20 protein-coding genes and 3 pseudogenes are annotated in these 25539 nt (G+C 63.2%); 12 read left to right on the forward strand and 11 right to left on the reverse strand.

Features of this window, described 5'->3' with window-relative positions; translation table 11 throughout:
* Window positions 1–14 precede the first annotated feature (14 nt).
* Entirely contained in the window at window positions 15–956 is a 942-nt protein-coding gene (locus PE058_RS11445) for a siderophore ABC transporter substrate-binding protein (protein ID WP_271028440.1), read from the reverse strand.
* 42 nt (window positions 957–998) lie between these two features.
* Entirely contained in the window at window positions 999–2003 is a 1005-nt protein-coding gene (locus PE058_RS11450; protein ID WP_271028441.1) for a helix-turn-helix transcriptional regulator, read from the reverse strand.
* Window positions 2004–2308: 305 nt separating this feature from the next.
* On the opposite strand from PE058_RS11450, the gene PE058_RS11455 reads away from it, so the two are divergent.
* From PE058_RS11455 to PE058_RS22010, 3 genes are all read left to right on the forward strand, one after another.
* Window positions 2309–4387 (forward strand): TonB-dependent receptor domain-containing protein, encoded by a 2079-nt coding sequence (locus tag PE058_RS11455; protein ID WP_271028442.1) that lies wholly within the window; start codon window positions 2309–2311, stop codon window positions 4385–4387.
* A 130-nt stretch (window positions 4388–4517) separates the two neighbouring features.
* Complete coding sequence (locus PE058_RS11460; protein WP_271028443.1) at window positions 4518–4823, forward strand: DUF2218 domain-containing protein; 306 nt, start codon at window positions 4518–4520, stop codon at window positions 4821–4823.
* 90 nt (window positions 4824–4913) lie between these two features.
* Window positions 4914–6221: an NTP/NDP exchange transporter gene (locus PE058_RS22010; protein ID WP_333780390.1), complete on the forward strand. Its 1308-nt coding sequence runs from the start codon at window positions 4914–4916 to the stop codon at window positions 6219–6221.
* A 29-nt stretch (window positions 6222–6250) separates the two neighbouring features.
* Here the strand turns inward: PE058_RS22010 and PE058_RS11465 are convergent.
* The 6 genes and pseudogenes from PE058_RS11465 to pedF form a co-directional block, all read right to left on the reverse strand.
* A pseudogene (locus tag PE058_RS11465) lies at window positions 6251–7045 on the reverse strand (DUF1194 domain-containing protein); the annotation flags it as partial.
* A 114-nt stretch (window positions 7046–7159) separates the two neighbouring features.
* Entirely contained in the window at window positions 7160–8926 is a 1767-nt protein-coding gene (locus PE058_RS11470) for a PQQ-dependent methanol/ethanol family dehydrogenase (protein ID WP_198011245.1), read from the reverse strand.
* A 164-nt stretch (window positions 8927–9090) separates the two neighbouring features.
* Window positions 9091–10050, reverse strand: a complete 960-nt coding sequence (locus PE058_RS11475; RefSeq protein WP_271028445.1) for a quinoprotein relay system zinc metallohydrolase 1 — start codon at window positions 10048–10050, stop codon at window positions 9091–9093.
* On the reverse strand, window positions 10044–10874 hold the full coding sequence (locus PE058_RS11480) for a quinoprotein dehydrogenase-associated SoxYZ-like carrier (protein ID WP_020087818.1): 831 nt from the start codon (window positions 10872–10874) through the stop codon (window positions 10044–10046). The genes PE058_RS11475 and PE058_RS11480 overlap by 7 nt, the downstream gene beginning before the upstream one ends.
* A 9-nt stretch (window positions 10875–10883) precedes the next feature.
* The gene (locus tag PE058_RS11485; RefSeq protein ID WP_271028446.1) at window positions 10884–11738 is read right to left on the reverse strand and encodes a substrate-binding periplasmic protein; all 855 of its coding nucleotides are present in this window, start codon (window positions 11736–11738) and stop codon (window positions 10884–10886) included.
* Between the two features lie 27 nt (window positions 11739–11765).
* Window positions 11766–12200 (reverse strand): cytochrome c-550 PedF, encoded by a 435-nt coding sequence (gene pedF, locus PE058_RS11490; protein WP_020087816.1) that lies wholly within the window; start codon window positions 12198–12200, stop codon window positions 11766–11768.
* A gap of 260 nt (window positions 12201–12460) precedes the next feature.
* Here pedF and PE058_RS11495 point away from each other — a divergent pair, with 260 nt between their 5' ends.
* The 3 genes from PE058_RS11495 (at window position 12461) to PE058_RS11505 (ending at window position 16421) form a co-directional block, all read left to right on the forward strand.
* Complete coding sequence (locus tag PE058_RS11495; RefSeq protein WP_271028447.1) at window positions 12461–13468, forward strand: YVTN family beta-propeller repeat protein; 1008 nt, start codon at window positions 12461–12463, stop codon at window positions 13466–13468.
* Window positions 13449–14054 carry a rhodanese-like domain-containing protein gene (locus tag PE058_RS11500; protein WP_271028448.1) on the forward strand — a complete coding sequence of 202 codons (606 nt, stop codon included), beginning with the start codon at window positions 13449–13451 and terminating at the stop codon, window positions 14052–14054. The genes PE058_RS11495 and PE058_RS11500 overlap by 20 nt, the downstream gene beginning before the upstream one ends.
* Before the next feature lie 285 nt (window positions 14055–14339).
* Complete coding sequence (locus tag PE058_RS11505; protein WP_271028449.1) at window positions 14340–16421, forward strand: methyl-accepting chemotaxis protein; 2082 nt, start codon at window positions 14340–14342, stop codon at window positions 16419–16421.
* 97 nt (window positions 16422–16518) lie between these two features.
* Here the strand turns inward: PE058_RS11505 and PE058_RS11510 are convergent, their stop codons facing one another.
* Complete coding sequence (locus PE058_RS11510; RefSeq protein ID WP_083929281.1) at window positions 16519–17160, reverse strand: TetR/AcrR family transcriptional regulator; 642 nt, start codon at window positions 17158–17160, stop codon at window positions 16519–16521.
* 362 nt (window positions 17161–17522) lie between these two features.
* Here PE058_RS11510 and PE058_RS11515 point away from each other — a divergent pair, with 362 nt between their 5' ends.
* Window positions 17523–20954: a cadherin-like beta sandwich domain-containing protein gene (locus PE058_RS11515; RefSeq protein WP_271028450.1), complete on the forward strand. Its 3432-nt coding sequence runs from the start codon at window positions 17523–17525 to the stop codon at window positions 20952–20954.
* A gap of 146 nt (window positions 20955–21100) precedes the next feature.
* Here PE058_RS11515 and PE058_RS11520 read toward each other — a convergent pair.
* Window positions 21101–21404, reverse strand: a pseudogene (locus PE058_RS11520) (CbbBc protein); the annotation flags it as partial.
* A gap of 209 nt (window positions 21405–21613) precedes the next feature.
* On the opposite strand from PE058_RS11520, the gene PE058_RS11525 reads away from it, so the two are divergent.
* The gene (locus PE058_RS11525; RefSeq protein ID WP_020087810.1) at window positions 21614–22267 is read left to right on the forward strand and encodes a DUF47 domain-containing protein; all 654 of its coding nucleotides are present in this window, start codon (window positions 21614–21616) and stop codon (window positions 22265–22267) included.
* A complete protein-coding gene (locus tag PE058_RS11530) occupies window positions 22268–23263 on the forward strand; it encodes an inorganic phosphate transporter (protein WP_020087809.1) in 996 nt (331 codons plus the stop codon). It abuts the gene before it with no gap.
* A gap of 20 nt (window positions 23264–23283) precedes the next feature.
* On the opposite strand, the gene PE058_RS11535 is transcribed toward PE058_RS11530, so the two are convergent.
* Window positions 23284–23499 carry a hypothetical protein gene (locus PE058_RS11535; RefSeq protein ID WP_271028451.1) on the reverse strand — a complete coding sequence of 72 codons (216 nt, stop codon included), beginning with the start codon at window positions 23497–23499 and terminating at the stop codon, window positions 23284–23286.
* Window positions 23500–24317: 818 nt separating this feature from the next.
* Between PE058_RS11535 and PE058_RS11540 the strand changes: the two are divergent.
* The 3 genes and pseudogenes from PE058_RS11540 to PE058_RS11550 form a co-directional block, all read left to right on the forward strand.
* Window positions 24318–24554 (forward strand): annotated as a pseudogene (locus PE058_RS11540) (formylglycine-generating enzyme family protein); the annotation flags it as partial.
* A 47-nt stretch (window positions 24555–24601) separates the two neighbouring features.
* A complete protein-coding gene (locus PE058_RS11545) occupies window positions 24602–25063 on the forward strand; it encodes a hypothetical protein (RefSeq protein ID WP_245257730.1) in 462 nt (153 codons plus the stop codon).
* On the forward strand, window positions 25060–25527 hold the full coding sequence (locus PE058_RS11550; protein ID WP_026868307.1) for a YidH family protein: 468 nt from the start codon (window positions 25060–25062) through the stop codon (window positions 25525–25527). Before PE058_RS11545 ends, PE058_RS11550 begins: the two co-directional genes overlap by 4 nt.
* The last annotated feature ends 12 nt before the right edge of the window (window positions 25528–25539 follow it).

A 25539-nucleotide genomic window follows, 5' to 3' on the forward strand; every position in this document is an offset into this window, starting at 1 on the left:
CGGGGCGGCGGGTGCTATTTCCGTTCGATCGCCTGGGCGATCTGCTCGACGCAGTTCTGAAGCGACGGCAAGCCGCCGCCCACGAGATACCAGCGCACGGGATCGAGATAGACGACCTGCTTCTTCTGCCAGGCCGTGGTGCGGGCGATGAGGGGATTTTCGAGCAACTGGGCTGCGGGTTGTCCGGTGCGTCCCACGGCGAGGTCTCTGTCGATCACGAACAGCCAGTCGGGGTTCGCTTTGAGGATCAGCTCGAAAGAGATGCCTTGTCCGTGCACCGCCTTATCGAGGCTCTCGACAGCCGGCGCGAAGCCGAAATCGCGATGCACGGCGCCGAAGCGCGAGACGGGGCCGTAGGCGCTCATCTTTCCGCCGGTGGTCAGAACGATGAGGCCTTTGCCGGCGGTTGCAGATTTCGTGCGCAAGGCCGCAATCGAGGCTTCGAGCTTGCCGATCAGGGCCTCGACCTCGGTTTCCTTGCCGAAGATGCGTCCGAGGGTGCGCGCGTTGGCAAGCGCGCTCGCCACATAGTTGGCTTCGTCGACCGTTAGATCGATGGTCGGCGCGATCTTGGCGAGCTCGGGAAGCTTCGGCCCGGAGCGGGCGGCGACGATGATCAGGTCCGGCTTGATGGCGTTAATGGCCTCGTAGTCTGGCTCGAACAGGGTCCCGGCCTTGACGTAGGCTGCGTCCTTGTACTTCGCGAGGTGATCGGGCAGCAGCGTTCCGATCACTCCGGTGACGGGCACGCCGAGCGCGTCGAGCGTCTCCAGTGAGGTGAAGTCGAGCGTGACGACGCGCTGGGGCCTTGCCGGCAGCGTGATCTCGCCTTGCACGTGTTTGACGACGACTGGCTCGGCCCGGGCGGGCGCAGCGAGACCGATCAGGGCGAGGCAGGCTGCCGCGAGGGCGCTCACGCGGATCTTGTGCCAGCGCACGCAGATGAGACCGATCACGAGGTTTCCTTTCGGTTGGATGAGAGGCAGGGCCGCGCTCTGCTAGCGCTTGATCGCCTTGGGCAGGATGCCGAAGGCGCGGCGAAATGCAGTGGTGAAGTTGGCCGGGTTCGAATAACCGGCGAGGAAGGCGGCTTCTCCGATGCTGAGGCCGTCGCGTTCGAGTGCGTCGCGCGCCTTGTCGAGCTTTCGTGCACGCAGGAAATCGACAACCGTGGTTCCGTATGCCGCCTTGAAGCGGCGCTGCAGCGAGGTGGGGCTCACGCCGATCTCGCGCGCGATCTCCGGGAGGCTCAGCACCTTGTCGAGATTGGCCTCGATGTAGTCGCGCGCCGCCCGCGCCTTGCGGGCATCGCGTGTCGCGAGCCCGGTGGTGATCGCGGGCGCGTCCTCGCCGCCGAGGGTCGAGACGGCTTCGGCGATCATCTCGATGCTGCGGCTTTCGATGTACATGTCCCTGAGAACGGTGCAGTGGTCGGGTGGATTGAGGATCTGCTCGGCCAGCGCGAGCAGGCGCGGGGAGGCCCGCCAGGTGGCGTGCGAGAGATGCGACGTCGTGAACTGGCGCAGACGCTGTCCGTTGCTGCCGTCGGCCATCTCCGCGAGCCAGTCTCCATCGACGGAGACGGTGACCTTGCGGGTGCGGTCGCCCTTATGAGCGCGGCGTGTCATGACGGCGTGTTCCGTCAGCATCAGCGCGCTGCAGTCGGCATTCCGCAGGGCGTTGCGGCGGTCCGCAGCGAGAAACTGGCGGTTGTCGACGGAGAAGTCGACGAGGCCATCCAGCACGACGAAGAAGGTGAGGTCTGGCCCGGCGACGAGCTGCGTCGTCATCTCGTGCAGATCCCTGATCTCGGTCGCGTGGAGCACGATGCCGGACTTGAGGCGGCAGAGCAGGAAGCGGCCCTCGATCGCGTTGTCGCTGGGTTCGAGATCCGGCCGGATGAACGTGTGGTCTGTGCCGGCGTGGTGCATCTGGCGCGAGATCTCCGCACAGCTCACCTGCGGGCGCTCGCATCCCCTCGATACGTCTGTGGTGATGGCCATCTACTTTCCCCCGAACGTGTCGGTCCGGCGCTCGTCCGTTCCGCCCCCCGGCTTTGATACCGGCATCCGTGTTCGTTTCTAACGGACGACCGGAAAACCGCTGTTTCGTCAAAAACCTTTGGCGATCGCGCAAAGGCATCGCCGCTGGGCATGCTAGGCCCCAACTTATAAACTTGAAAGTAACAGTCAAGGTTATGCAGAGTGACTGGGGTATTTGGGGGACTGGAATGACTAAAGTTGGATGCGGAGTGCGCTCAGCCGGCCGGGGGGCCGCTGGAGGGTACGGATTATCGCTGGTTGCCTTGATGTTGGCTGCGCCCGGCGCCGCACAGGCTCAGAGCGCGGCTGACAAAAGTCAGCCGCTGCCGCCGATCACGGTCGAAGCTGCCAAGCCTGCCAAGAGCAAGGCAAAGAAGAAAGCGCCCGCTCCCGCGCCTCTCGAAGCTGTGGCCGAGCCGGAATCGTCCGCCGAGCTACCAGTCGATCAGGTGACCGTCAAAGGTCCGCTGGGCAAGGGGGCTGATGTCACGATCACGCAAGGGGAGCTGGCGCGGACGCAGCCGCAGAACATCCAGGATCTCTATTCCCGCGAGACGGCGGTCACGGCGGGCGGTACCACGCAATCGAGCACCAAGGTCTACGTGCATGGCATCGAGGAGACGATGCTCAATGTGCAGATCGACGGCGCGCGGCAGGCGCAGCGCAACGGCTTCCACCACAACGGGAACAACGTCATCGATCCCTCAATGCTGAAGGGCGTTGCCGTCGATGCGGGTGTCTCGAGCGCAGACGCTGGCCCCAACGCGCTGGGCGGCGCCATCCGTTACACGACGAAAGACGTCTCCGACCTTCTGAAAGAGGGCCAAAAGCTCGGCGGCTTTGCCGAGCTCAGCTACGATACCAATGCGAACGTGTTCAAGAAGAGTGGCGCCGCCTACGGAAAGAGCAATGGCTTCGAGATCCTCGGCTATGCGTCGGGATCGGACGGGGATGCTTACGAGGACGGCCGCGGCAACATCGTGGCCGCGACGGATGTCGATCTCGTGAACTACCTTGGCAAGCTGGCCTATGAGTCGGTCGATGGGCATCGCTTCTCGGCGTCAGCGGAACACATCAGCGACGAGGGCCTTCGCCCATTCCGCACCAACCTCAGCGTGCTGCATCCGGGCTTTGGTCCCGCGTTCGCGATCTCCGAGCGCGATACCTACACGTTCCAGTACAGCACGACCCGGCCGACGGCCTGGTACGATCCCGAGGTTTCTTTCTATTACAACGACAGCCAGCTCGAGCGGCGCCGTCCGGCCGGGGTGTGCGGCGTGGCGGCGGCCAGCTTCGGATGCACCGCTTACGGCACTGTCGATATCGAGAGCATCGGCGGAAAGGTGCAGAACACCTTCGTGGTCGGCCCCGGAAAGCTCACGGCGGGCGTGGACTTCTATCGTGACGAGACGACGACCGTGCATCCCTCTAACATGCACGTGAATTTTGCGGGCCGCTTCGGTGAGACGCTCACCAACTTCGGCGCTTATGTGCAGTACCGCTTCGAGCCGATCGAGCATCTGCGCGTCTCGACCGGTCTGCGTGCGGACGCCAACAGGCTCGAAGCCGCGGATGGGAGCGATCTCGACACGAGCGGGGTGAGCCCCAACATCGCGCTCGAGTACGACCTCACGCGTCAGATCACGGCGAAGGCATCCTACGGCTACAGCTTCGGCGGCATTCCGCTCTACGAGGCGATGCTGCTGCGGCCTAACAATCCCTCGGCGTACGCCCCGGGACTAGATCCGCAGAACTCGGAAAGCTACAAGGCCGGTCTGCAGTTCTCGGAGAGCGGCCTCCTGATCGAGGCCAGCTACTTCAACACGCGCATCCAGGATCCGGTCTGCCCCAGCTGCGCGGTGGTCGTGAACGACGACGACATCGAAACCCGCGGCGTGGACGTCTCGGCGCGCTATTCGTGGCGCTCCGGCACGATCGGCGCCAACTACATCCATGCGGTCACCGAGTACGGAGACGGGCCGTTGACGACCACGAGCTGGTACTATGGCACGCCCATCGGCGACCAGCTCAAGATATACGGCCATTACGAGTTCGCGAACACGGGGCTGGCGGTCGGCTTCCTGTCGCAGATCGTGTTCGACTACGACGACCTGGAGTTCGTGCCGGGTCCCGGAGGCCCGTATGGGGTTCTCGAGGGCTATGACGTTCACAACATCTACGCCCAGTGGGTCCCGAACTTCGCTCAGAGCCTGACGCTTCGTGCCGATGTGCTGAACCTGTTCGACACCTACTACATCGACCGGGCGAACGCGTTCGGCGGAACGCTGGTGCCGATCGCCAACCAGGGCCGGACGTTCCTGCTCTCGGGCAAGGTCGAGTTCTGACCGGCATAGGGCTGCCGCCGGGCGAGATCAACGAGCTGCCCAGCCGCTGCACTTAAAGGAACGGCCAGCTCGACCGGCTGGCCGTTTCACCTATTCAGCTAGCACTGCCATGAGCGGGGAGGCTCGGGACATGTACATTGCAGAAGCGCGGGTGACGTCCGAAAAGGCGAGCCGCTATCTTATTCAGCTCTGCAAGCATTTCGCGCACAAGACGCCGGCCGTATACGACGACAAGCAAGGCCGCGTCGATTTCCGCCCGGGTCTGTGCCTGATGACAGCGGCGGGCGACGAGCTGGTGGTGCGCTGCGAGGCGGGCACGGAGCCTGAGCTTACCCGCGTGAAGCTGATCGTAGAGGACCATCTGGTGCGGTTCGGATGGCGGGAGAAGATTGGCGTGAGCTGGGCCGAGCCAGATGCCGCCAACGGTACTGGCTGAGGCTCGGGCGGCCGCTCGCCGAGCCCGCTAGCTCTCTCGCGCGAGACATGCGAGGTTCCGCGAAGGGGCCGCGCAGAGGGGGCAAATCAGATGGATCTAGACGAGGCGCCGGTGCCGGAGCGCTCGCTCGTGCACAAACTCCTGCGGCGTGCCGTGGATGTCGAACGGTCCGAGGTGGTCGCGGCGCTGGGATCGTTCGTGACGTTCGCGCTGGTGCTCGGCGGATACTACCTCATCCGCCCGGTGCGCGAGAACATCAGCGCGGAAGCGACCGCGGATCAGCGCCAGCTCTGGTTCCTGCTGGTGTTTCTCGCGATGCTCGCCGCCGTTCCCGTGTTCGGCTGGGTTGTGGCGCGGGTGCCGCGCAAGGCGGTGCTGCCCGGCGTGTATGCCTTCTTCGTCGGGCTCATGCTGTTCTTCTGGGCGGCGCTACGCGCGGACGGGACCGGCGCGCTCGGTGGCGCCTTCTTCGTGTTCGGCAGCGTCTTCAACCTGTTCGTCGTCTCGCTGTTCTGGATCCTGATGTCGGACATCTACGACAGCGCGCAGGCAAAGCGCCTCTATGGCTTCATCGCGGCGGGTGGCACGACGGGGGCGGTTCTCGGCCCGTTCGCCGCGAACGGCTTGGTCCGGATCGTCGGGCAGGAGAACCTTCTGCTGATTGCGGCTCTGATTTTCGTTGTGGCGGCTGCGCTTTCGGTTTGGCTGCGCGGGGTGGCGATTCGCTCTGCGCCGGAGAGTGCTGCGCTCGACGAGCCGCCCACGCTGCGCACGCTTCTCTCGGGCGCGGAGCGCGTCGTGCGCGACAGCTACCTTCTGCGCATTGCGGGGTATGTGCTGATCGCCAACCTGCTTTCGACCTTCTTCTATCTCGAGCAGTCACGGCTCGCGGGCGAGACGATTGCGGATGCGACGGCCCGTGTCCAGTTCTTTGCCGAGCGGGACCTGATCACAAGCATCCTCACGGTGCTGGTGCAGGTGTTTCTCGCCGGGCGGGTGATGTCTTGGCTTGGCGTCAGCGCGGCGGCCTCGGTGCTGCCCGCGCTGACCGTGCTCGGGCTCGCGATCTACGCCGCATGGCCCGAGCTTCATGTGGTAGCGGCGATTATGGTGGCGGAGCGGGTGGCCGCATTCGCGCTCTCCAATCCTGCAACCAAGGTTCTCTACACGGCCGTCGACGCGGATGAGCGCTACAAGGCGCAGAACTTCATCGACACCGTGGTCTATCGCGGAGGAGATGCGCTGTCGGGGGCGGTGTTCAACGGGCTCACGAAGGCGATGGGGCTGCCGCTCGCGGCCGTCGCGCTCGCTTCGATCCCGGTTGCGGGGCTGTGGCTCTTCATGTCGTCGCGGTTCGACGCGGCGCTCAAGGCGCGTCTGGCAGAGGGCGTGAGATGAAGGGGCGTTGAAGCCGGCGCGCTGATCTCGGTGATGAACTTGCGCCGGAAGGAGCGGCCGAAGTCCTCGTATCCGTCAGCGGGCGAGATGAAGCTTCCCGGCCCGCCGACGACGTGGGCGTTGTACCATGCGTCGAGCGTGGTGCTATCGCGGTCGAGCCCCAGGTCTTCGAATGCGAAGCCAGGCCTGCGGAAGGTTCCCGCGCCCACGACGTCGTTCTCGCCCGCCACGATGATCGGCAATCCGTTGAGCGTTGCGCCGCCTTTCACGAGCGTGTCGCGTGCCGTGTTGGAAGCGGCGGAGACCTCGCAATTGTCGATGCCGTCGCCGGAGACGTCGATGACAACGCGGTCCGCGCGGGCGGGAAGAGCCGGCATCGTTTCGGATTCGACGCTCCGCAGCATGCGGGCGAGGCAGGTGTATTGGCCGGAGTGATGGGGGAGGCTGCGAACGCGCCGTGCCACTTCGAATGCGTCGGACTGATTTCGGATCAACTGCCAGGGCATCGCGAGTTTCGCGTCGTCCGCCCAGGCGACGAGCGAGAGCATGATGGCGCCTTTCGCTCCGCCGGTGATGGCGTCGACCACGGCGGGGTCCTCGATGGCGCGGGCGATGCCTTCCATCTGAAGCCTGTAACGGGCCTCGTCCACAGAGTCTGAAACGTCGACGGCAAGGACCAGAGCCGTATCGATCTCGGCCGGTGCCTGGGCCGTTGCCGACGAGACGGCCCATAGTGCAATCAAGGCCGGGGCGGCGAACGCCAGTGCGTAGCGCACCGAGATGCGTGATCTCGCGGAGAGAGCGGCGGGCGGTGGCATGCTCATGACGGCTGCGGGCGACGGATGGGATGCGCCATGATGGCGTGAAGCTCCTCGAAAAGAAAAGGGGGCAGGACGCCAGAAGCGGCCCGCCCCGGAGGAGAGGAGGAAGAGACGTCGTTATTTGGCTTCGGCCAGCTTCTTAGGAAGCTTGAACGTCCAGAGCATGCCGCCCTGATTCAGGTTGGCGACGGTCTTGGCGACCTCGCCACCCCAAAGAGGCACTGCACCACCCCAGCCCGAGAGAACGGAGACGTACTGCTCGCCGTCCTGCTCCCAGGTGATCGGAGGAGCGACGATCCCCGAGCCGGTGTTGAAGCTCCAAAGCTGCTTGCCGTCCGTGGCATCGAGGGCCTTGAGTTCGCCTTCGGGCGTGCCGAAGAACACAAGGTTCGAGCCGGTCGTCAGCACGCCGCCCCACAGCGGCGCCCTGTTCTTGTAAGTCCACACGATCTTGCCCGTGGCCGGATCGACGGCCTTCAGCGCGCCGATGTGGTCCTCGAATATCGGCTTGATGGTGAAGCCAGCGCCGAGGTAGGCCGCGCCCTTCTTGTAGGTGACGGGCTCGTTGTGGAGATCCATGCCCCACTCGTTGGCGGGCACATAGAAGAGCTTGGTGTCGGGGCTGTAGGCCATCGGCTGCTGATTCTTGCCGCCGAGGAAGCTCGGCACGGCGAAGATCGACGAGCCCTTCTTGCCGTCAGCGGCCTTCTTCGGATCGCCCGGGCGGTTCGCGGGATCGAACACCGGACGGCCGTCCTTGCCGATCTCCTTGGCCCAGGAAATCTGCTCGACGAACGGCGTCGCGGAGATGAATTTTCCGTCCTCGCGGCCGAGCACGTAGAAGAAGCCGTTGCGGTCGGCCGTGGCCACGGCCTTGGTGCCGTTGAGGTCGAAAGAGACCACCTCGTTCACGCCGTCATAGTCCCAGCCGTCGTTCGGCGTGGTCTGATAGCCCCACTTGATGTTGCCGGTCTCGGGATCGATCGCGATGCGCGAGCACGACCACTTGTTGTCGCCCGGGCGCATGTGGCTGTTCCAGGGAGCCGGGTTGCCCGCGCCCACGAAGATCAGGTTGGTCTCGGGATCGTAGGTGCCGCCGAGCCAGGTGGCGCCGCCGCCCGTCTTCCAAAGATCGCCCGGCCAGGTCTCGCCCTGCTTGCCGGTCATCGTCGAGGGCTTGCCGTTGAGCGTGCCGACGTGGCCTTCGATGGTCGGGCGCGACCAGACCAGCTCGCCGTCATCGACCTTTCGCGCTTCGACGCGGCCGACGATGCCGAACTCGCCGCCCGAGACGCCGGTCACCACGATGGGTCCGTGTGCCTTGGAAGGAACGATGAGGGGGGCTGCGGTGTAGGAGTAACCGCCCTTGTAGTCGTCGATCTCCTTGGTCCAGACGACCTTGCCGGTCTTCTGGTTGAGGGCGACGAGCTTGGCATCGAGCGTGCCGAAGATCACCTTGTCGTTGATGAGGGCTGCACCGCGATTGACGACGTCGCAGCACGGCAGAATGCCTTCGGGCAGGCGATGATCGTACTGCCAGAGCTCGCGGCCGGTCTTCACGTCTACGGCCCACATGCGGCTGTAGGAACCGGTAACGTAGAGCACGCCGTCCTTGACGAGAGCCTGCGCCTGCTGGCCGCGCATCTTCTCGCCGCCGAGCGACATGGCCCAGGCGGGCACGAGCTGCGCGACGTTGTCGGCGTTGATGGTCTTCAACGGGCTGTAACGCTGGCCCTGCGTTCCAAGGCCAGAGGTGACCACGTCGTTCGTCGTGGTCGCGTCGTTCACAATGTCTTCGATTGAAACGTCGGCGAGTGCAGGTGCAGCCAAACCTGCGAGCATCGCGCACACACTTGGCGCGATCAAAACTTTCCAGGACTTCATTGGGATCCCCTTCTTGTTGCGTTTCCCACCTGCTTCCGGATTATTTCCCGCTACGAAATGGGAAGAATGCAGGTCGAAGAGGACGTTATTCGAGCTTGAAGTCGGGAATAATTGGCAATTGGTCTATTCGCCTAAAGTCGCAGCTTTGTGAAATGTCAATTGCGTCAGGATTTCTGATCCACGCGCGGAAGTTTTTCGGCTTCGAGCTTCGGATAAAGATGCATCACGCTGCGCTCGTACTCGTAACGAGAAACCGCAATATTCTCGGCCCATTTCGGCAGTGGCAGCGCCATGGCCTCGTTCATGTCGAGGCCGCGGTCGAAGGCATCCCTGATCATGGCTTCGATGCCTTCGAGCCATTCGCGCGTCTGGCGGATTCCGCGATCGCCGGGCTCGGCTGGTCCGTGGCCGGGGATGAGACGATTGTGTGGAATTCCTCCCAGGTTCGCGAGGCTGATGCGCCAGCGCTCAAAATCGGCGTGCGGCGTGGTCGGCGCGCGGTCGAGGAACACGAGGTCGCCTGAGATCAAGACGCCCGAGACCTCGTCGAACAGGACGAGATCGGATGCGGTGTGACCGCGCATCGGCAGAGCCCGGATGCGGCGATCACCGAAATCCTCGACCGGAGCGGAGAGGATGACCTTAGGCAGAACGACCTCGGTACCGCGCATCCAGTCGCCGACAGTTTGATACATGGAATCGGAAAATCCTTCGCCGAGGGCCTTCATGCCGTCGACAACACCCTGCGTGGTGGCGATGAGGGCCGGATCGAAGGCTTGGTTTCCGAAGCAATGATCGGGATGGAAATGCGTGAGGTACACACGCGCCACGCTTTTGCCGGTCAGCTCCTGGGCGAGCTTGAGGAGCGCCTCGCCGTAGCGGAGCGACGGACCGGTATCGACGACGATGGCGCCGGCGGACGAGTCGAGAATGGTGATGTTGGCGATGGCCCCGCCGTTCTTCTGCGTGATGGCCTGCTGTGCACCGGGCACCATCCAGATGCCCTGCTCTAGCTTTTCGGGACGCAGCTCGTAGGTGAGGGGCGCGGCGTGCGCTTTGCTCGGAAGCAGGGGAAGGCTCGCTGCTCCGGCAACGAGTTTCAGCGCGTTGCGGCGGGTCAGCATCGTGCGGGTCCCTGCTCGAGAAGCTGCTTCGTAGGTGCGAGGATGCTCTGCCGCCAGGGAGCCGGAACGGAGGAGCGATAGATGGCGCCGTTGTTGTCGCGTCCCTGCACGTCGAGCGCGGTGTCGCCCGCGGGCAGGCGAACCAGCAGCGTGAGCGTGGGATCCTGGCTCACGGGCTCATACATCTCGAGCAAGGCAAGCGGCTCGCCCTTGTTTCCCTTGAACTCCATGCGCTCGATGTAATAGGCGGGCGTGTTGTCCTTCGCGAGGCCGGTGTCCATCGGATGGCGAATGCGGAAGCGCAGGCGCGAGAAGCCGTCCGCTTCGCGCCAGAGGCGTCCGCTTGCCTGGCCGAGCGTTTCCGACCAGGAGGCTTCGCCGCGCCCGACCGCGGGAGCGGAGCATCCGCCGCCCGCTGCGTTGAGGAAGATGCCGCCCACGTGCCAGACCCCGTCACTCGTCAGCGCGGCCGCGCGGATCGGCGTTGCCTGCTCGATCTTCATGCGGAACGAGATGAAGGGAGCGGCTTGGCCGGGCGTTAGCGTGAGCGCGTGCTGGATCGGGTTGAGATCGGCGAACACGATCATCTTCACGACGTTCGGAAGTGCGCGCGCGTCGGCGGTGACAGGTACCTGAGCCTGATTTTCAACGGTCGACGGCACGCTGATCTTCACGCGCTCGTCGAACTCGATGGCGTGTCCCGAGAGAAGCCGCTCGGCCATATCCTGCCAGTTCGGAGATTGCAGAGGATCCTGCGGCGGTGCCGCCGATGCAATGCCGAAGCTGGTTGCGAGAAAGAGCAGGAAGAAAGCCGTGCGCATCATGTGCGTGTCCTAGGGCGGTGGAGGTGGCGGCACGTAGGTGACGCCGTGGGCTTCGAACATGCGGGATAGTTCGCCGGTTTCGCGCAAGCGCTTCAAGGCGGCCTCGATCGCGTATCCGAGATCGCGGCTGTTCTCCTTCCACGCCATGCCGACGAGCCAGTCGGTTCGAACGATGCCGGGCATCGGCGGTTCCACCAGCGTGGGCTTCATGCCGTCGCGATGAAGGAGGGATTCGATTTTCGAACGAACCCCCATCAATGCGGCCGTATCCTTCGAAATGAACTCGCGTGCTCCCAACTCCGGTTTCACATGATGCGAAACGTTGGAGATGAGCGCTCCATCTTCGTAGGTCATTAGAAAGTAGTCGGCAACCGTCGCGAGCTGCACGCCGATCTTCTTCGTCTTGAAAACATCGAAGTTGGGATTTGTTCCGGTCAGCTCGGGATGAATGGCCACGGCGACGCGTTCCTGAAAATACGCGTTGCCGAGAACCGCTTCGCGATTGCGGAGCGCGAACTCGCGATCGATGGGCACGTGCATCATCACGTCGCCGGTTCCGCCGCCGGTCAGCGGGCCGCGCCAGACGTTGGCGCGCAAGTCGTCATCGGCTTTCTCGCCCTGCATCCTGAGGACAACCTCGGCTTTGACGCCGAGCTCGCGGGCGATGGCGTGCGCGAGATCGACATCTATTCCGCGCGGCACGCCGTTCTCCTCCTCGGAGAACGGAGCGTTGTCGAGGTAGGCGATGACGCGCAAGGTACCCTCGGCGATGACCTCGTCGAGAGGGCGCGCCGTTACGCTGCTCGAGATCAGGACAGCCCCCAGCAGCACCGTAGAGAAGCGATGAAGGAGCGAGTGGGTCACACTCACGGCCCTCCTTGGGTTCGGCGCTTACTGCTCGCTGAATTTCGACTCGACGTAGGCACGGATGGCCCACATGGCCTCCTGGCTGAAGGTGCCCTCGAAGGCCGGCATGATGGTGGTGCCGTCGGTCTTCTTCGCGCCGTGGCGGATGCGCTCCATGAACCATTCGTCGCCGACCGGACCCTTGTCGAGATGACGAAGGTCAGGCGCGAGGCCGCCCGAAATCACTTCGAGGCCGTGGCAACGCGCACAATTCTGCGTGTAGCCGGACTCGCCGATCTCGATGGCCTTTGCGTTGTCCCGGTAGGGATTTTCTTTGCGCCATTCCTCGCCGAGCGGCTCGAGGCCGGCCGTATCGATCGGCTGGGGCGTCACGTCGCCGTGGGCGAGCACGCGCGTGTTGTCAGTCGCAATCAATAGAATTGCCGCGGCGAGGGCCGCCACGAAAGGACGTACAAACATTCAAAAGCGCTCCGGTTTCCTGCCCGCATCGTTTCTTTGTTGGTTCGCGGAGGCGCAATTTATGTCGGTCGCGGAGCGAACCGATATTGCCCATTGGTGCAAATTTCCCGATTGGATCAGAAAAGTCCCTTCTTTGTCGGGCATTGTACCATGGTCGAATATCTCTGGGATTTTGCGTTTGTCATGCTCGTTTCTTAAGCGGGCTGCCAAAACTCGTGTGCGCCGCGCCCTGCATTCCCGTGTTTGCCAAGGGTTCCGATATGCGCCACATCAGCCTTGCCTGCGCCGTTGCCTCGCTGCTCGCTTGTCCCTACGCGGCGGCGCACGAGGTCTACATCTCGAACGAGAAGGACAACACCGTCTCCGTCATCGAGACGAAGTCGCTTCAGGTCGTGCGAACATTCAAGGTGGGCAAGCGTCCGCGCGGGGTCACGTTCGCGCGTGACTTCAAGACATTCTACGTGTGCGCGAGCGACGACAACGCGGTGCAGGTCTATGATGCGGCGGGCGAGACGCTGCTTCACAATCTTCCGTCGGGCGCTGACCCGGAACAGTTCGCGGTCTCGCACGACGGGCGCCGTCTCTACATCGCCAACGAGGACGATGCGGTGACCACCATCGTCGACATTCCATCGCGGAAGGTGGTGGCGCAGGTGGATGTGGGCGTGGAGCCCGAGGGTATGGCAGTGTCGCCGGACGATAGCATCGCGGTCACGACCTCCGAGACCACCAACATGGCGCACATGATCGACACCCGGACCAACGAGGTTGTCGCGAACGTGCTCGTGGACCAGCGTCCCCGTCATGCCGAGTTCTCGCCGGATGGCTCGAAGCTCTGGGTGTCTTCCGAAATCGGCGGCACGGTGAGCATCATCGATATGGCGAAGAGGGAAGTGGAAACGCGGCTCACCTTCGAAATTCCGGGTGTTGCCCGCGATTCCGTGCAGCCGGTCGGCATCCGGATCACGCGTGACGGCGGCACCGCGTTCATTGCGCTCGGGCCGGCGAACCGCGTGGCGATCGTGGATACGCGCACGCTCAAGGTGATCGACTACGTGCTGGTGGGGCAGCGCGTCTGGCATCTCGCTTTGACGCCCGAGGAGAACATGCTCTTCACCACCAACGGGGTGTCGAACGACGTGACGGTGATTGATACCGGCACGCGCAAGCCCATCAAATCCATCAAGGTCGGCCGCTATCCTTGGGGCGCGGCGGTCCGCCCCATGCCGACGCACACGTCCGGAACCCATGAGACCGAGACACGCTGAGCGCGGGACGCGGTTATCGAGCCGGTGCTGGCTGCTGGTTGCCGCCATGCTCGCGGCGCCGGGGCTTGCGCATGCGGCGGACAATTTCGATCCAGCGACCGGCTATCGGATTTCGCGCTATCGCGCGCCTGTGCCGGAGGGCGTTCCGGGCGGCGCGCGCGTCGACTCCGAAGCGGTGAAGCGTCTCGTCTCGGAGAAGAGCGCTCTTCTGATCGATGTCATGCCGTCCAACGGAGCCGGGCTCGACACGGCGTCGGGGCGGTGGCGCATGCTCCGGCAGCATGAGCACATTCCGGGCTCCACGTGGCTTCCGGACGTCGGGGCTGGCGCGCTTACGCCGCTGATGGAGTCCTACTTCAGGGACGAACTCGCCCGGCTGACGCAGGGAGACCGGGCGCGCGCGCTCGTGTTCTATTGCCAGGCGGATTGCTGGATGAGCTGGAACGCGACCAAGCGCGCTTCGGAGTACGGGTATACAACTCTCTATTGGTTCCCCGAGGGGACGGACGGCTGGCGCGACTGGGAAGGGCCGCTGGTGCCTGCAACTCCGGTACCCGTGGCCGGAGCCGCGCTCGATCGCGGCTAATCTTTTTCAGTCTCGCTCGGCCTTCATTTCGATCCATCCTTTTTCACACTCTATATATGCGTGCGCGTCGGGCTCGCATTGTTTGGCCTTTTTCTCCCGGAGATCCGTGTTTCTCTCGATTTTTTCGTATTCCCCCGTGGGCGATGTGAGGGCGGGGCGTTGCCCTAGCCCGTTCCGCCCCGCGCGGTCCGATGAAAGAAAATTTCCGACTGCTATAAGTTTAAGCGTTTTTCCATCAAATGTCTGCAAATGTATGTTTTATCAGCTTCTTCTTGGGTCACTGTCATGCATATGCATTCGCTTCCCGTGAAAATCGCGCTCGTCGCTGCTGCAACGATCGCAACTGTTTTTGGTATCGGAACGTATTTTCTCGCTTCGAATGCGGGGCACGTTCTGGATCAGCAGAACGCCGAAATTCAGACCGGAATCGGTCAAGTGGAGGCTTTGAATACCAGCCGCAAACTGGATGTCGCCGCCCGGGTGGCCCAGAATATCGCGTCCGTTTCCGTTGCCATGAAAATAAAGGGCATTGTGGATCGTGATGGTCTCGACCAGACGCTCAAGCAGCTTCTCGAGACGAACCCTGAGTTGCTCGGTACCTGGACGGGTTGGGAGCCTGACGCTCTCGACGGGAAGGACAAGGAGTTCGCGGGCGCCACCGCCCACGATGCGACCGGCCGTTTCGTCCCCTACTGGAACCGCGCCGACGGCAAGATCGCGCGTGACGTTCTGGTCGATTACACCAAGGAAGGCCCTGGCGATTACTACCAGCAGCCCTACAAGCAGAACCGTGCGGTGGCCATCGAGCCCTACCTTTATCCGATCAACGGCCGTGACGTGCTGATCGCTTCGTTCGGCGTGCCGATCGTGGTCGACGGCAAGACTGTGGGCGTCGGCGGCGTCGATATCAATCTCGAGAGCCTCAACGTCGAGATGCAGAAGATCAAGCCGTTCGGCACGGGCTTCGTGACCGTGGTCTCGTCTGCCGGCCGCGCCGTGACGCATCCGAACACGGCTGCCGTCGGCAAGGCGCTCTCCGAATTCGACGCCCCCTCGGCGAACGCCGCGAAGCAGGCGATCGAGAGCAAGACATCGGTCTCGATGGATGGCATCGGTCCCGATGGCGAAGGCTGGCATTTCCTTGCCGTTCCGGTTTCGGCTGGCGGCACGAGCGATATGTGGGCGGTCGTGGTCGGCGTGCCGGTTGCGACGCTCCAGGCGACGGTTACCACCACGCAGCGTTCGATGTTCGCGCTGTCGGCGGCCTGCATCGTGCTGATCGCCGGTCTCATGTTCTTCGTGCTCCGCAGCTTCGTCGGCAAGCCTCTGGCTGCGCTCTCCACGTCGTTCGACCGCATGGCGGCCGGCGATCTCGATACGCCCATCCCGGGCGCCGAGCGTCTGGACGAGGTCGGGCAGATCGGCAAGGCTGTGATGCGTGTCCGCGACAGCCTGCAGGAGAAGGCCCGTATCGAGGCCGAAGAGAAGGTGGCTCGTGATGCAGCCCTCGCGGCTCAGCGCAAGTCGGAGATGAACCGTCTCGCCGAGGAGTTCCAGCGTGCCGTTGGCGGCATCGTACAGACCGTGTCGTCGACTGCGACCCAGCTCGAAGGCGCTGCGCTGTCTCTCACCAAGACTGCCGAAACCACGCAGACGCTCTCGACCAGCGCGGCTGCGGCCTCCGAGCAGACCTCGGCGAACGTGGAAGGGGTTGCTGCGGCTTCCGAGCAGCTCGCTTCGACGGTGACCGAGATCAGCCGTCAGGTTCAGGAGAGCAGCACTATCGCCGGCCAGGCCGTGAGCCAAGCGGCAAAGACCAACGAGCAGGTGAATGCGCTGTCGCAGTCCGCTGACCGGATCGGTGACATCGTGAGCCTGATCAACACCATCGCAGGTCAGACGAACCTGCTGGCGCTCAACGCCACCATCGAGGCTGCACGTGCCGGCGATGCGGGCAAGGGCTTCGCGGTGGTTGCCCAGGAGGTCAAGGCGCTTGCCGCTCAGACGTCCAAGGCCACCAACGAGATCGCTTCGCAGGTTTCGGGCATGCAGTCCGCGACGCGTGAAGCCGTCGATGCCATCAAGGAGATCACGAACACGATCAACATGATCTCCGAGATCTCGGTTGCCATCGCGGCCGCCGTCGAGGAGCAGGATGCCACGACGAAGGAGATCAGCCGCAACGTGATGGAAGCCGCGCGCGGTACGTCGGAAGTTGCAAGCAGCATCACCGACGTGACCAACGGCGCTTCCCACACCGGCTCGGCCTCCTCGCAGGTGCTCGCCTCCGCGCGGCAGCTTGCAAGCGAGAGCGGCAACCTTCACTCGCAGGTGGAAAACTTCCTTTCCACGGTGCGTGCGGCCTAACGCACGGGCCGCTTCGAAAGCGGCGCGTCACACAGGACACATCACGGACGGCGCGGTCATCCCGCGCCGTCTTTTTTGTTGCGCAGGTGCGATGAGGCTAGGCGCCGTCTCTCGCTTCCGCGAGCCGCTGCTCGAGATAGGGAACGAGCATCTCGATGGCTTCGCGGCGGACGCCCGTGTAGAGCCCGTTTTCCCGATCGCGATTGAAGAAGATCGAGGAGCTTCCTTCCAGCACGGTTCCGAGCACATAGAGGGAATCGCGCAGGCGCCGCGCTTTTTCCGCCTGCACCGAGACGCCGAGCGACTTCATGCAGACCTCGACGGCGTTGTCGTAAAGCTGGGCCAAGCCTGCCGCTACCTGCGGATTGTGCGTGGCCATGGCCCAGAGCTCGAGAAAGACAGGGGCCGTTTCCGGTGATACCGCATCGTCGACGAGCCAGGTGACGAGCGCGCGGATCGGGCTTTCCTGCTGGGCTTCAATGGAGGCCACAAGCTCGTCGAAGCGGGCCCGATAGCGCTCGAGGATGCCGTCGAGCATGGCCTCTACGAGTTTGTCACGGGTGGCATAGTGGTGGGTGACGTTCCCGTAGAACACGCCCGCGCGATCGGCGACGGCCTGCAGCGTGAAGCCGGAGAAGCCCTTCTCGGCCAGCACGGCGATGGCCGCATCGATGATCTTCGTGCGGGTGGCCGCCCCCATGCGGTTCGGCTTGCCCGGCGGTTGGGAGGTCGCAGTCATGACGCGATGTATTCACGAGATTGCCTTGGGCGGCAAGCGATTGCAGGCACTTAAGGGAGCTTGAGGGGCGCCGTAGCCTGTTCGCACGCGAGACTATGAAGTTTGGTGCAACTACCAAACTTCGATTGACTGGTGTCAGGACCAATCTTAGGTGTGTTTAGCAGTCTATGCGTGAGTCGGTCTTTTTGGGGCCTTTATCGGCCCGACTTGTGCGGGGGCATGACCGGCTATCCCGAGCGTAGAAGGGAAGCGAACTCCAACATTCAGTCGACGCAGATCCGCGAACCAGCGTTCGCGGAAGCGGGTGTGGTTTGTCTGCGGTCTGTGCAGCTCGCGCAGTCGCAAGCGATGCCGGGGGGCACATGATCGCGCGGGGATTGAAGATCGCATTGGCGATGATGCTGGCGGCGATGGCCGTGGCGCACGCTCCGCGGCAGGCCTTTGCAGCGCCATCGGCCGATTGTGATGCGATCAACACCATCTACGGCGGCGGCATGACGATCGCGAAGCCCGCCGGCAGCAATATTTTCGACTCCAGAAGCTCTTTCACCCCCGGAGAAGTCATCCGCTACAGCGTGACAAGCGTTTCTGGCACGATGAAGCTGTCGCTGAGCGCTCTCACCGAAAGCATTGCCGCGGTGACAAGTGGCGACTTACTCGTCACTTCGGGCAACTTTCGTGTGCAAACCGTGGGCACCTCCGGCAGCATTTCATTCAGTATCACTTGCGAGACGGGGCCTCCGAATGCCGATCTATCGAACCTCGTCATCTCCAGCGGAATGAGCCCGGCCTTTTCGTCGGCAATCACGAGCTACACGCTGTCGCTTCCTTACTCGGCGTCGACGACAAAGGTGAGGCCGACGGTTTTTCTGCCTAACTCGACGGTGACAGTGAACGGAGTTTCCGTCACCTCCGGAACCCTTTCTGGTGCGATTCCACTGGATGTCGGTCCCAATACGATCAATACAGTCGTGACGGCCGCAGATGGCACGACGACCAAGACCTATTCCGTCGTGGTGACGCGGGCTCCTGATCCGACCAACGCCAATCTCTCGGCGCTTGCGCTGACGTCCGGGACACTCGATCCCGTATTTTCAAGCGGGACGACGAGCTATACGGCGACCGTTTCCAATTCAGTCTCGTCCCTCCAGGTCTCGCCAACCAGCAGTGCAGCGGCTGCGACCATCAAGGTGCAGGGTACGGTGGTTTCCTCCGGAGACACTTCAAGCGCGATCGCGCTCGATGTGGGTTCGAACGTGATCAGCATCGAGGTGACGGCCGCGAACGGCACGACGAAGAAGACCTACTCGGTCACCGTGACCCGTGAGGGTTCGAACAATGCCGATCTCGCGAACCTTTCACTGAGCGCGGGATCACTGTCGCCCGCGTTTTCCAGCGGCCAGGCCTCTTACGTCGCGACGGTCGCTTCGAGCGTTTCGAGCATCGCGCTGACGCCCACAACCGATGACGCCAATGCGACGGTGACGGTGGACAATGTGGCGGTAACGTCCGGCGTGGCCACGGCGCCCATCGCGCTCAACTTTGGCTCCAACACGATCGCGGTGCGCGTCACAGCCGAGGATGGGACGACCAGCAACACGTATACGGTCGAGGTCACCCGGGAGGCTTCCACCGATGCAAATCTTTCCGGCCTGAGCATCAGCAGCGGAACGCTCGATCCGGCGTTCGCGAGCGGGACAACGAGCTATACGGTCGAGGTTCCCAACTCCGCCGCCCTGGTCGCGATCACGCCGACCGTTGCCGATGCGAACTCAACCGTCGAGGTTGGGGGGAACGCGGTTACCTCCGGCACGGCTTCGCCGATGCTCTCGATGTCGGTGGGATCCAATCCGGTGGCCGTCCTGGTCCGGGCGCAAGACGGCACGACGACGAAGACCTATACCGTCGACGTCGTGCGCGCACCTTCGAGCACCGCTGTGCTCAGCGCACTCAGTCTCAGCCAGGGGACGCTCTCTCCTTCCTTCTCCGGCAGTACGTACAGCTATTCCGCCACGGTTCCGAATCCGGTCTCGTCGGTGACGGTCACGGCGGGGATCGGCCACTATGCCGCCTCGGCGACGGTCAACGGGTCGATGGTCACGCACGGCACGCCCTCGACGCCGGTCGCGCTCTCCGTGGGTGCCAATACGATCACCGTCGCGGTCACGGCGGAGGACGGCGCAACGACGCAAAACTACACGATCACGCTGACGCGCGCGGCGCCGGGCGTCATAGCCTTCACGCCCGCGAGTGGCGCGCTGCCGGACGGCATGGCGGGTGAAACCTACGCGGCGGGCATCACCACAAACGCCAACGCAGCGAATACGCCGATATTCTCGATCTCCGCGGGCGCGCTGCCTCCGGGCCTGATCCTCAACGTTTCGACGGGCGAGGTCAGCGGCACCCTCGCTGAAAACGCCCTGGGCGACTACAGCTTCACCATCTCGGCCGAGGACAACGCGTACTTCCAGGGCTCGGCCTCGTACACGCTGAAGGCCGTCGAGAGATCGATCACGGTCTCCGACAAGAGCGTGGATGTGCAGCCGGGCAGCACGCCGCCAAACGTCTATCTCAACAACGGTGCGACTGGCGGGCCGTTCACCTCGGGCGAGGTGGTGACGGTGGAGCCGGCGAACGCGGGCACGGCCCGGATCATTCAGGGCGAGCTGGCGCAGGCGGGACCAACCGGCCCGTTCGGGTTCTACCTGAAGTTCACACCCAACCATGGGTATTCGGGCGCGGCGAAAGTCGGCTTCAAGCTGATCAGCGCGCTGGGCACGTCCAACATGGGCGTCGTGACCTACAACGTTTCCTTCGATCCCACGGCCGTTGCAGCGGAGATCGACGGTCACGTGCACAGTTTCGTTCAGGCGCGGCAGAACCTGGTTGCGTCCAACGTAAAGGTTCCCGGACTCATCGAGCGGCGCCGCATGGGCAAGGCGCGCGATGCGGTGACGACGCTCGCCTCGCCGAATGGCAACGGCATGATGCTCGGCATGTCCACGAGCCTTGCCGAGATGCGCGCAGCCCAGAGTGGTGGCCTGTCCGCTCAGCAAGCGTTCAACGTCTGGGTGGATGGCACGCTGATGGCCCACAAGCGTGACGAGACCGATGGCGATTGGGGCACGTTCGGTATGCTTTCGGTGGGCGCGGACTATCTGCTGTCGCCGCGTGCGCTCGTTGGTGTGTCGCTGCACGTCGACCGGATGACGGATCCGACCGACGAGGATGCCGAGCTCAAGGGTACGGGCTGGCTTGCGGGTCCTTATGCGTCGCTCGAGATCGGCTCAGGTGTGTTCTTCGACACCAGCCTTCTCTATGGCGGCTCCTCGAACGACATCGACACGACGTTCTTCGACGGCTCGTTCGATACAACGCGGTGGATGTGGTCGGCGAAGATCTCAGGAGAGTGGAGCCTCGACGAGGTGACGACGCTCACGCCACGTCTTCGCACCGTCTATCTCAGGGAGGAGGTCGAGGACTACGGAGTGGGCAACGCGACCGGCGACAGGCTGCTGCTGCCTGGTTTCACCATGGAGCAGTTCCGCGTCAGCGTAGGCGCGGATTTCGAGCGGCGCTATCTGCTCGAGGACGGGCTGCTGCTGACGCCGAGGATCGGTGCCACGGCGGGTATTGCCTCGCTGGACAACAGTGGCGTGTTCGGCTCGGTCACGGCGGGGCTTGCCCTGTCCGACGGTTTCAACTGGGATCTCGACGCGTCTGTTCTCTTCGGTTTCGAGAACGACGGAGAACTCGGGATCGGCGGAAAGCTTGGCGGCAGCCTCCGGTTCTGAACCGGAGCGTCAAGCCAGCGCCCGGCCATCCTAGCCGAGGGGTGGCCGGGGGCTTTTTTTGAAACGGCAGCCGGGAAGACCCTCCGCGCTCCTTCGTCTGTCAGGGAGAGGCGCGTGCGCTGGGTGCGATCACAATCGGTTCAGGTCCGCAGCGCGGTGACGGTGTGGCTCCGGAAAAAGGACGGCGACACGCGCTTGTCGGTCGCCTCCCAGGCCACTGCTTTGACGCGGTCCTCGCAGAATGCGAACGAGGATCCGTGCTCGGGATCGCCCCCAGGCGCAGCCCGGGCAATGGAAACCGTCGGGTTGATTGGCCTTGAGCGTGGCGGCTGCGCCTGAGAGAGGGGGGCCGCCCGCTAGGAGTCTCTTTCCACAGCTCTTGAGCGCGTCCCAGGCGCCTCCGGGTTTACCCACCGCCCGCATCCCACGATCCGGAAGATCATTGTGCATCTGCGAACTGGGGTTTTTCCGCAGTTTGGGCTCCGCTTATGGCTGACATGCCCAAACGGCAGATCCAGATCAGGCGAGGGCTCAGCCGTTCCGTTTGTGTTACTTTTGCGTCAACATTTCACTCAATCCCCGTGCTATTCTTGCACTCAAGAGTGCCATGGGTTAACAGCAGCGACCAACTTTTCGGCTGCTTGACCCAAGGACGCCAAATGGCGATCAAACAAGGCGCATTGGCGAACCTGTTCGGCCCTTCGAACAACGAGAGGTTTGCAGCACTTCTCCAAGATCTGTCCGATACCGTCGTCAAATGCTCGCAGCATTTCCTGGAGACGCAGGCGCGCGATCTGCCCGGCATCGTGGACTTCGAGCACAAGGCGGATGCGCTCGTCGAAGAGATTCACGAGCTCCTCGATAACTCGTTCATCCTGCGGTTCGACATTCCGGATTCGATGAGGCTGACCGACGACCTTGACAACGTCATCGACGGAATGCGCAAGGTCGCGATTCATCTCGACATCTACAGGATGCATGTCCTCGAATTGCGGCCGGAAGCCATCGAGCTCATGCAGCTCAGCGATCACATGGTCTCGCGTCTGCATGCGCTCGTCGCCATGCTGGGAGAGCCGAGGTTGAAGCTCGCGAAAGTCCGCGAGATCGCGCGCACCATCGATGAGGCCGAAGCGCAGGCAGACCGGCTGGTCTCGCGGGTCGAGCACATGCTCGTGGCGGAGTACAGCCAACCGGGCGCCAATGCCATCGGCTTCATCGCTTGGCACCAGCTCTTTCACCTTCTCGAAGAAATGACCGACGACGCCAATCATGTCGCCCGACAGATCCTCTCCCTTGCCCGCAAGGAGGCTTGAATGGATGCGTTGACGACGGGCGTCGTCATCGCTCTCCTTGCGGTTCTCGTCGCAGAATTCGTCAATGGATGGACGGATGCGCCGAACGCCATCGCAACGGTGGTCTCCACCGGCGTGATGACGCCGCGCTCCGCTATTCTGATGGCGGTCGTGCTCAACACGCTCGGCGCCATGTCCGGTACGGCCGTCGCCACGACGGTGGGGCAGGGCATCGTCACGCCGTCCGCCATGACGATCCCGGCCATCACCTCGACCATGGTCGCGATCATCGCGTGGGGGACCCTGGCGGCCAAGCTCGGTATTCCCGTCAGCAAGTCGCACGCCCTTCTGGCGGGGCTCGCCGGAGCGGGCTTCGCAGGCGGCGGGTTCGACGCGCTGCAATGGCACGGGTGGCAGAAGGTCGGCATCGGCCTCGTTTGCTCGATCCTCATCGGGTTCATCATTGCGGTCTTGCTCGTTCGCATCATCATCCGGATCGCAGCGAACGCGTCTCCGCACAGGGCCAAGCGCACGTTCGATTACCTGCAGATGGGATCGGCGGCCTTCATGGCCTTCAATCACGGCCTCAACGACGGGCAGAAGTTCATGGGCGTTTTTGCCCTCACGCTGCTCGCGGGCGGGGTGACGGACGAGTTCTCGATCCCCTGGTGGGTGATACTGATCTGCGCCGTGACCATGGGCATCGGCACGAGCGCGGGCGGCTGGCGCATCATCGAGACCATCGGCAACAAGATGGCGCGTCTCACGTCCTGGCAGGGCTTTGCGGCAACGGCCTCCGCGTCGAGCACCATCTTCGTGGCCTCGCTCTACGGTGTTCCTCTCTCGACGACCCACACGATCACGAGCGCGATTGTCGGCGTCGGCGCGGGTAAGCGTGTTTCGGACGTACGCTGGGGCGTGCTGCGCAGGGTCGTCATGGCTTGGGTGCTGACGTTCCCGTCCTGTGCCCTCATCGCCTACGTCGCGGCACTGATCGCGAACCGCCTCTGGGCGTGAGGTCTAGTCCAGGCGCGCGATCACGGCGCCTGGCCGTTGACCCTGGCCAGAAGGGTGGCGACGTTTCGCCGTTCGATCCAGCCGATGAAGTCGTCCGGCGTCTCCAGTGCGACTGATGCATCGAGCAGCCAGAGGTCCCACTCCCGGTCTACGACGTAGACGAGAGCGAGCCCTTGATCGTCCGGGCCGGGCTGCAACTCCGATATCGGGCGCAGAGCAAGAGCGCCGCATTCCATTGATCGTCTCCGTTCGAACCATAGCCACATCAATCCATAGCGCAGATGCTCCGCGCGTGGCGAAGGGACTGCGACGTTAGAGGCTTTTGGGGGATGCGGGTTTTGATCGCGCGCAGGGAGGCAGATGATGTCTAGCAGTCGAGAAAGCCAAATTCTTCCGATGCTCTTGGCATCCCGCGCTCCGCGAGGTGCACCAGGCGTGTTACCCGTCCGCGTTCGATGCCTGCATTGCTGGTGTTCGATGCAGTACCGGCACGCCTTATTGCTTGATCGTCTTGATCACGGCGAACTGCATATTCGGGATCGCCCTGCTTCGCAGATCGCTTCCACATCTGCCTACGTATGCCGGCGGCATGAGCCGAGCCTGATTGCCAAGTGTCGCTATCGTTCGAGCCCAATGCTGCGCTGTTACGCAGGGCTCGATGCCGACGACCACGTGACGTGACGAGTAAGTTACCCGCATAAACGGACTATCGACTCGCAGCATTCCAACCATTGCGGACATTCAGGCCAACGAGAGTTTCTAGCACGACCGACGCGAAAATTTTACCGGTCAAACAAACCTATAGTTTTCTTTTTTGACCTCTCGTGGTAATAGCCAATGATAGTCGTTTATTACGTAGTGCATGTACGGGGGGCTCAATTTTGGAGCCCACATGCGAAAAACATCCGTCCGCGCGACCATCGACTGCTCTGAGCGACACGCTCATTCCGTAGAATGGCGATCCGCAAGCCGAGGCGGCGGTCGGATCATCCAATTGAGCAAGCTTCGGACGAAAGCACGCTCAGCCGAGGTGGGGCTGTGTGCAAACAGGTATGCACAAAATGCCTGCCGCACTCCCGAGAACCCGCGCGGTCCCAAACGCGAGGCGAGCTTCGACCCCTGCCAGTCCCACATCAGGATTCCGCGTGAGGTACTGAAGGGTGTCTCACACCTGCGCGTGCCCAACCATTGCCGGCGTTATCGCCCTGCGGTGTGCCACCGTGAGCCTGTCGACAGGTCCACCGGCCACGTGGGGTTCAGATGCATCGTTCGTGCGGGGAGGGATGCTTGATGGCGAGAGCCGGCGAAGATCGCGAGCACAGTACACTCGCCTTGATCGTGGCTCTCATTGTGTTGGGGTTGGTTCTGCTAGGCATCGTCTGGTACGGCGTGTCGAGTGAGGTTCTACAGCGCCAATGGCAGGATCTGACCGGCCGACCGGGCGGTTCGATGTCTTTTCGATTCATCCTCCAGCCGGCAATGGCGGTGATCGCCGCTGTTCATGACGGCGTCAGGGACGCTCAGCTCGGCCGGTCGCCCTACTTCTGGACCATCGTCAGCGATCCTGCGAAGCGCGCAGGTCGCCTGCGTGAAGGGCTCGTCTCGACCGCCCGCATCATGTTGCTCGGCATCGGCATGGACGTGATCTATCAGCTCAAACAGCTCGGCACACTTTTTCCGGGCGAGGCGGTCATCATCGCGCTCGCCCTTGCCTTTTTGCCCTATCTGCTGCTTCGGGGCCCCGTCCAACGCATCGCCCATTGGTGGCTCAATCGGCCGCCGCAAGGAGAGACCGGATGAGCGACAGCCCACACGTCTCACGTACGTCACCTTCGGATGACATTTCGGTCGAGCTATCGTCGCGGCGCACCGGAATGAGTTTCCAGCGCACGCGCATGAGCGCGGACCGTACATTGATGTCCGTCATCCGCACATCGCTATCGCTGATCGGATTCGGATTCACGATCTTCCAGTTTTTTGAGAAGCTGCGCGAGGCTGGAACGGTCACGCATGCGGGTTCGGCGCGCAACTTCGGCGTGGCCCTGGTCTTGCTCGGCATCTTGATGCTGATTGGCGGCATCATCTATCACGTCCAATTCATGGTGCATCTGCGCGAGCAGCGCACAGCCATGATGGGCGACGGGCTCGTGCACGGCGAAAGCCAGTTCCCTGTTTCGCTGACGCTCGTTACGGCTTGCATCCTGCTGTTGATCGGCATCTTCGCCATCATCAGCATGGTGTTCCACGCGGGCCCATTTGGGTGAGGGAGAGGAGGC

The organism is Hyphomicrobium sp. DMF-1, from assembly GCF_027886585.1.
Taxonomy (GTDB): Bacteria; Pseudomonadota; Alphaproteobacteria; order Rhizobiales; family Hyphomicrobiaceae; genus Hyphomicrobium_C; species Hyphomicrobium_C zavarzinii.

Coding starts and splice junctions, on each gene's coding strand:
- PE058_RS11455 (WP_271028442.1), top strand. CDS start 2,309: ATGTTGGCTGCGCCCGGCGCCGCACAGGCTCAGAGCGCGGCTGACAAA.
- PE058_RS11480 (WP_020087818.1), bottom strand. CDS start 10,874: ATGATGCGCACGGCTTTCTTCCTGCTCTTTCTCGCAACCAGCTTCGGC.
- PE058_RS11500 (WP_271028448.1), top strand. CDS start 13,449: ATGAGACCGAGACACGCTGAGCGCGGGACGCGGTTATCGAGCCGGTGC.
- PE058_RS11495 (WP_271028447.1), top strand. CDS start 12,461: ATGCGCCACATCAGCCTTGCCTGCGCCGTTGCCTCGCTGCTCGCTTGT.
- PE058_RS11475 (WP_271028445.1), bottom strand. CDS start 10,050: ATGCTGACCCGCCGCAACGCGCTGAAACTCGTTGCCGGAGCAGCGAGC.
- PE058_RS11460 (WP_271028443.1), top strand. CDS start 4,518: ATGTACATTGCAGAAGCGCGGGTGACGTCCGAAAAGGCGAGCCGCTAT.
- PE058_RS11515 (WP_271028450.1), top strand. CDS start 17,523: ATGATCGCGCGGGGATTGAAGATCGCATTGGCGATGATGCTGGCGGCG.
- PE058_RS11470 (WP_198011245.1), bottom strand. CDS start 8,926: ATGAAGTCCTGGAAAGTTTTGATCGCGCCAAGTGTGTGCGCGATGCTC.
- PE058_RS11550 (WP_026868307.1), top strand. CDS start 25,060: ATGAGCGACAGCCCACACGTCTCACGTACGTCACCTTCGGATGACATT.
- PE058_RS11535 (WP_271028451.1), bottom strand. CDS start 23,499: ATGGAATGCGGCGCTCTTGCTCTGCGCCCGATATCGGAGTTGCAGCCC.
- PE058_RS11530 (WP_020087809.1), top strand. CDS start 22,268: ATGGATGCGTTGACGACGGGCGTCGTCATCGCTCTCCTTGCGGTTCTC.
- PE058_RS11510 (WP_083929281.1), bottom strand. CDS start 17,160: ATGACTGCGACCTCCCAACCGCCGGGCAAGCCGAACCGCATGGGGGCG.
- PE058_RS11525 (WP_020087810.1), top strand. CDS start 21,614: ATGGCGATCAAACAAGGCGCATTGGCGAACCTGTTCGGCCCTTCGAAC.
- PE058_RS22010 (WP_333780390.1), top strand. CDS start 4,914: ATGGATCTAGACGAGGCGCCGGTGCCGGAGCGCTCGCTCGTGCACAAA.
- pedF (WP_020087816.1), bottom strand. CDS start 12,200: ATGTTTGTACGTCCTTTCGTGGCGGCCCTCGCCGCGGCAATTCTATTG.
- PE058_RS11450 (WP_271028441.1), bottom strand. CDS start 2,003: ATGGCCATCACCACAGACGTATCGAGGGGATGCGAGCGCCCGCAGGTG.
- PE058_RS11505 (WP_271028449.1), top strand. CDS start 14,340: ATGCATATGCATTCGCTTCCCGTGAAAATCGCGCTCGTCGCTGCTGCA.